General features: G+C 72.3%; 6 protein-coding genes. 5 read left to right on the forward strand and 1 reads right to left on the reverse strand.

All coding sequences use genetic code 11. The annotated features are described in order from the left end of the window. The first annotated feature begins 70 nt into the window (after positions 1-70). The 4 genes from DLJ47_RS31400 to DLJ47_RS31415 all read left to right on the forward strand — a co-directional run bounded on the left by DLJ47_RS31400 (position 71) and on the right by DLJ47_RS31415 (position 3,745). Positions 71-652 carry an alpha/beta fold hydrolase gene (locus DLJ47_RS31400; protein ID WP_274703368.1) on the forward strand — a complete coding sequence of 194 codons (582 nt, stop codon included), beginning with the start codon at positions 71-73 and terminating at the stop codon, positions 650-652. Between the two features lie 486 nt (positions 653-1,138). Further along, positions 1,139-1,507 (forward strand): hypothetical protein, encoded by a 369-nt coding sequence (locus DLJ47_RS36030; protein WP_158289917.1) that lies wholly within the window; start codon positions 1,139-1,141, stop codon positions 1,505-1,507. Then, positions 1,494-2,360: a hypothetical protein gene (locus DLJ47_RS36035; protein ID WP_158289918.1), complete on the forward strand. Its 867-nt coding sequence runs from the start codon at positions 1,494-1,496 to the stop codon at positions 2,358-2,360. The genes DLJ47_RS36030 and DLJ47_RS36035 overlap by 14 nt, the downstream gene beginning before the upstream one ends. Positions 2,361-2,842: 482 nt before the next feature. After that, positions 2,843-3,745 carry a MarR family winged helix-turn-helix transcriptional regulator gene (locus DLJ47_RS31415; protein ID WP_109905477.1) on the forward strand — a complete coding sequence of 301 codons (903 nt, stop codon included), beginning with the start codon at positions 2,843-2,845 and terminating at the stop codon, positions 3,743-3,745. A gap of 1 nt (position 3,746) precedes the next feature. Here the strand turns inward: DLJ47_RS31415 and DLJ47_RS31420 are convergent, their stop codons facing one another. Next, positions 3,747-4,847 carry a PQQ-dependent sugar dehydrogenase gene (locus DLJ47_RS31420; protein WP_109905479.1) on the reverse strand — a complete coding sequence of 367 codons (1,101 nt, stop codon included), beginning with the start codon at positions 4,845-4,847 and terminating at the stop codon, positions 3,747-3,749. Between the two features lie 346 nt (positions 4,848-5,193). Here DLJ47_RS31420 and DLJ47_RS31425 point away from each other — a divergent pair. Further along, the coding region (locus DLJ47_RS31425; RefSeq protein WP_146228242.1) for a hypothetical protein at positions 5,194-5,589 on the forward strand (396 nt) is incomplete at its 3' end.

Here is a 5,589-nt window from a genome sequence, read left to right on the forward strand (position 1 = left end):
GTGGAGCGCACATAAGACCGGCACGAGTGCCGGCAGCGCGCAACGAAGCGGTAATCCACCCAGGCGCAGCGTGTTCCGCGCGCAGCGCGGAGGGAATCCCCGTCCTCTAGGACGGGGAGATCGTCAAGCGGCCCGGCATCCCGACCGGATCGGCCGGCTCGCCCTGGTCACGCCCAGCCCGCGGGTGGTCGACCTGGCGGTCACCGATCGGGACCGTCGGCTGGTCGCCGAACTGCGCCGGGACGAGCCGTGGTTCCCCGAGGCGTTCGCCGCGTTCGAGCGGATCTGGTCGGGTCGGGCCAACGAGGCCGACTGGGCGGCCATCGCGCCGTTCACCTGGGGCCGGTGGGACGAGGTCAGCCAGGCCCACCGCGCCCGGGAGGCGAGCCTGCGCAACGCGGACGCGGCGGCCGGCTACTACTCGGCGGGCGCGGTCGACCCGGCGACCGTCCGGTCCGCCCTCGCCCGTCTCCCGGCACCCGTCCTGGTCCTCGCGGGCGAGTACGACGTCTCGCTCCCACCGACGTGCGCCGCCGCGTACGCCGGCCTGTTCCCGCACGGCGAGGTGACCGTGCAGCCGGGTGGTGGGCACTTTCCGTGGCTCGACGACCCGGAGGCGTTCGTCGCGGCGCTCGCCGATTTCCTGTGTTGAGCGACCGCCGCGCTGTCGGTTCTCGCCGAACACTTCACTGGCCGAGCTTCTGACCTGGGGAGTGAAATCTCCTGGGGCGCTGCTTGCTGGCTTCTCCGCCACTCGACACTTCCAGTACGCATACCCGCCGCTCGTCGCGCTGGTCTTGCTGGCCTCCGGCCCGGGGTAACGGCAGATGATCAGCGACCCGGAGACCAAGATCGGCCGCTGGCGGCCGATCTACACCGGCTACGCAGAGCGGGACTACGTCCCCGCCGACCAGCGCTGACCCCGGTCAGACGACGAAGGCCGCCGACTCCGCGAGGGTCGACGGCCTTTTCGCGTACGGCGCGAGGCCGCACCGAGCGACATTGACGTCGACACCACTGCCGAAGGCCGTTGTCGGTTTGTCATGGATCGCTTAGTAGCGCCCGCGGGCTGGTTGGCGTCTTTCTTTCTTAGAACGGTCGATAGGCGGCGTACCAATCATCGGCTACGGTGCGCGGCATGGGCGTTGTCGAAGCCACCGGATGGGGCCTGGCCGGCGGCATGGTTGCCGCGCTTCTTGGCCTGTCAGCCTCGGTCGTGGCCGAAGGCTATCGGTGGCCCTGGCGCTACGCCCAAGACGGGATCTGGCCGCATCTCTTCGTTGCGTTTGCGGGCCTCGTCGTCGGCGGTCTGGTCGCCGCGGCGGCGCATGCCCAGATGACCGGCGCATGGCCCGCACTCATTATGGGTGCCTGCGCCCCATCGGTGATCCGTGGCATCCTGAGCCGCGTTGAGGTTACCGAACGCGAGCCCGATCCGGCCGATCCACCAATCCTGGACCCGGCCGACGCCCACAGCAGCGAGGCCACGGCCGATGATCCACGCTGACAGCCTGCTTGGCCGGCTCGCCGAAGCAGCCCGCCCAACCAGCCCGTGGTGGCGCCTCACTGTGTCGCCGTGGTGGGCTAACGTCCTCGTTGCCGCCGGCGCCCGCCGGGCCCCGACTTCGGGCGCCATGACCGCCACCCACCGCCAACCCGTGTCCGCACAGGTGCCAGCGCAGGCGACACGCAGCACGGTAGCCGAACTGTTGGAATCGCTACGGCCAGGTACCCGTCTGGCCATCCGCCGTCATCCAGCGCTTCGCTCACTCGAATTGGTCTTTCGTCACGTCCACCAGGCCGACAGGCACACCGTCGAAATCGTTCGCCCAGCCCGCGGCGCTGCCCGCTCCCGCAGCCTCGCCCGTGACGTCGTCCGCGCCCTCGACCTCGACCTCGCCCGCGACTTCGACCTCGCCCGCGAAATTGCCCGCGAAATTGTCCGCAACCTCGACGCCGCGGGCGATCCCGCCCTGGCCCGCGACGCCCGCCGCCTCTTCCTCGCCATCAACGAAGCCAGCTACCGCATCAGCTACCGTCGCTTCGCCAGCGCCCAGAACCTCGACCTCGACCGCGCCCACGACCTCGCCCACGACCTCGCCTCCGACCTCGCCCACGACCTCGCCACCGAAATTGACCGTGCTCAGTGCGATTTTGTAGGAGCCGACCTACGTAGCCTGCGCAACGTCCCATTGATATCGGGCTTTCTCTATGGCGTGCGCTGGTCCTCGGGAACCCAGTGGCCGGCGCAGTGGGCAGAGCGAATCCGACGCGACTCCGCAGAGATCGGACCGGACCTGTTTGAGATCCAACCCGGCAGCACCGATGTGCCCGGCGATATCGACTTGATCCGGGCGTAGTGACCTCCAGCCCTATGCCTCGGGCAGGGGAACGTACAGTTGGACGCACTGCTCGGCGGCACCGTCCCTAAGCTTGGCAGACTGCGGTGCCGGCCGACGCCGTCCCTCCACCGGTTGCCATACCCCTAACGAACTAGCCCAATAGGTTGAGGCCGACGCGCTCCCCAACTTGTCGGCCACGCGGTCCATCATGTCGGCGCGCCGGTCGACCACCGGACAGACTTCGGCGATCGGCCGTTGGCCCACGCTGCCGGTTGTACCTGACCCTGTCGCCCGGTTGCAGCCTGCCGTCGTGACGGACGGGGAGGGTGCGTCCCAGGTTCAGGCAGTTGGCACAGCCCGACCGACTGAAATGCTGGGCGGAACGCTGAAACTACCGCTGAAAACAATCTTGAAGTGCTGCAATGCTCGTTGAGAACCGGCAGCCGCGGGGCCGCCGATCCGCTGGCGCCGACCAGGGAAGCCTGACTAAAGTCAGGTATATGGACCAGCAGCTGGTCGCCGCGGTGCGACGGTTCAACCGGACGGTCACCCAGCGGGTGGGCGCGCTCGACGACGAGTACATGGCCCGCGGCCGGCCGCTCGCGCAGGCCCGGCTGCTCTGGGAGATCGGCCCCGGCGGCGCGGAGGTCGCCGCGCTGCGGGTGCGGCTCGGGCTGGACTCCGGGTACCTCAGCCGGCTGCTGCGCACCCTGGAGAGCGACGGGTTGGTCACCGTCGGGCCGGCCGACCAGGCCGGCGACCAGCGGGTCCGGACGGTCGCGCTGACCGCGGCCGGCCGCACCGAATGGGCCGAACTCGACCAGCGCTCCGACGAGCTCGCCTGGTCGATCCTCGCGCCGCTGACCGGGCCGCGCCGGGACCGGCTGGTCGCCGCGATGGCCGAGGTCGAGCGGCTGCTCGTCGCGTCGATGGTGGTGATCGAGCCGTGCCCACCCGGCGACCCGCGGGCCCGCGCCTGCGTGCGGGCGTACGCCCGGGACGTCGCCCGCCGGTTCGACGACGGGTTCGACCCGGCGCTGAGCAACCCGGTGCACGACGAGGAACTGACCCCGCCCGCCGGAGTGTTCCTGCTCGCCACGCTCAACGCCGAGCCGGTCGGCTGCGGCGCGGTGAAGCTCCACCCCGACGCGCCCGCCGAGATCAAGCGGGTCTGGGTGTCGGACGCCGTGCGCGGGCTCGGCCTCGGCCGGCGGCTGCTGGGCGAGCTGGAACGGTACGCCGCCGAGCGGGGTTGGACCGCCGTCCGGCTGGACACCAACCGCAACCTCACCGAGGCGATCGCGATGTACCGCTCGGCCGGCTACCGGGAGGTCGAGCCGTACAACACCGAGGCCTACGCGCACCACTGGTTCGCCAAGGACCTCGCCCCGGCCAGCGGGTGAGTCAGCACCACCAGCACGGTGGGAAGCGCAGGATCCGGTCGTCGCCCGGGGCCGGGGCGCCCCGGCCGTCCCGGTTGCTGGTGCTGACCCAGAGCGAGCCGTCCGGCGCGACGGCCACCGTACGCAGCCGGCCGTAGCTGCCGACGAGTTCCGCGGTGGGTGTGCCGGCGCCACCCGCGGGGTCGAGCGGTACGACCCACAGCCGGGTGCCGCGCAGCGCCGCCACGTAGAGCCGCCCGCCGGCGATTGCCGCGCCGCTGGGCGACGCCTCGGCGGGGCGCCGCGTCACGATCGGGTCGCGGAAGCGCGGGTCGCCGGCCACCCCCTCGGTGACCGGCCAGCCGTAGTTGCCGCCCGGCACGACGCGGTTCACCTCGTCCCAACTGCTCGCGCCGAACTCGGTCGCGTAGAGCCGGCCCCGCCAGTCCCAGGCCAGGCCCTGGACGTTGCGGTGGCCGAGGCTGTAGACCAGCGAACCGCGGACCGGGTTGTCCCACGGCACGCCGCCGTCGGGCCGCAGCCGCAGGATCTTCCCGTTGCGGCTGCCCGGGTCCTGCGCGGTGGCGGGCCGGGCGGCGTCCCCGACGCCGGCGTAGAGCATCCCGTCCGGGCCGAAGGCGATCCGTCCGCCGTCGTGGGAGCTGGCCCGGGCGAGCCCGGTGAGGATCGGCTGCTGGACCTGCGGCGCGGCCAGCCGGAAGCGGACGATCCGGTTGTCCACGGCCGAGGTGAAGTAGGCGTACACGTGGGCGTCGGCGCGGTATCGCGGCGAGACGGCCAGCCCGAGCAGCCCGGACTCGCCGACCGCCGAGACACCGGCGACCTGCGCCACCTGCCGCGGCGCCAGGCCCCGGCCCACCCGGAGGACCCGCCCGCTGTTCCGCTCGCCGACCAGGGCGCTGCCGTCGGGCAGGAAGGCCAGCCCCCACGGCGCTTCGAGGCCGGTGGCGACGACCGACGGCCGGGTGAGGTCGAATCCCCACCAGCCGGACGCCGGGCCGCTTGCGGGCCGGTGCGCGGTGACCGGCGCGGACGCCCCGGCCACGACGAGGCAGCCGGCCAGGGCGATGGTGGCGACAGCGACAACGGTGCGTCTTCTCATGCCGGCCCCCTCGGGCAGGTGCGACCCACGCCGGGGCGACACCGGCGCCGCCCGCCGAGTGTGGACGGGCGCACCTGCCAGCGTGCGGCGCCCACCGTCTCGGCGGCGTCACCGCGACCGCACGCACCACCGTCGCGTGGAGACGCTTCCTCAGTGCCGGTGTGACCACCTTCCGATTCACCTCACCGCGTGCCGGGGCGGCCGGGCGCGACCGGCGCTGGCCCGCGCGGCCCGGTCGGTGGCACGGGCGGGCAGCGGGCCGGGATCCCGACAGCCCACGCCGCCCGGGCGCTGACTGTCACCGATGTGATTGAGCGGCGTCACTGCCGTGCCTAGCGTGGCCGGCATGGACGGATCCGGCCCTACCCCACTGGTGGCGCTGGAGAGCGCCGGCCAGGCCACCATCCTCAGCTACAACGTCCCCGACCCGACCGCCTACCCGGGGCGCAACTGCATCGACCTGCCGTTCGACGCCAGCTACTTCACCGAGGAGGTCGCCAAGCCGCCGGCCCGGGCCGCACTGACCGGCAAGCCGATGGCCGAGATCCTGCCGATCGTGCGGCGCTCGCTGTTCGGGTCCTTCGCCGACCCGGCCTGGTTCCCGCTGCTGCAACCGGCCCGGAGCACCGCGCTGGCCGCGTTCAGCGGCAGGGGTGGGAAGCGCCCACCGACCAAGGGCGGCACCGCCGCCAAGCAGTGGAACCCGGACACCGGCGAGGTCACCGAGACGCCGCCGCCGGAC

This window comes from Micromonospora sp. S4605 (assembly GCF_003176715.1).
Lineage (GTDB): Bacteria > Actinomycetota > Actinomycetes > Mycobacteriales > Micromonosporaceae > Micromonospora > Micromonospora echinaurantiaca.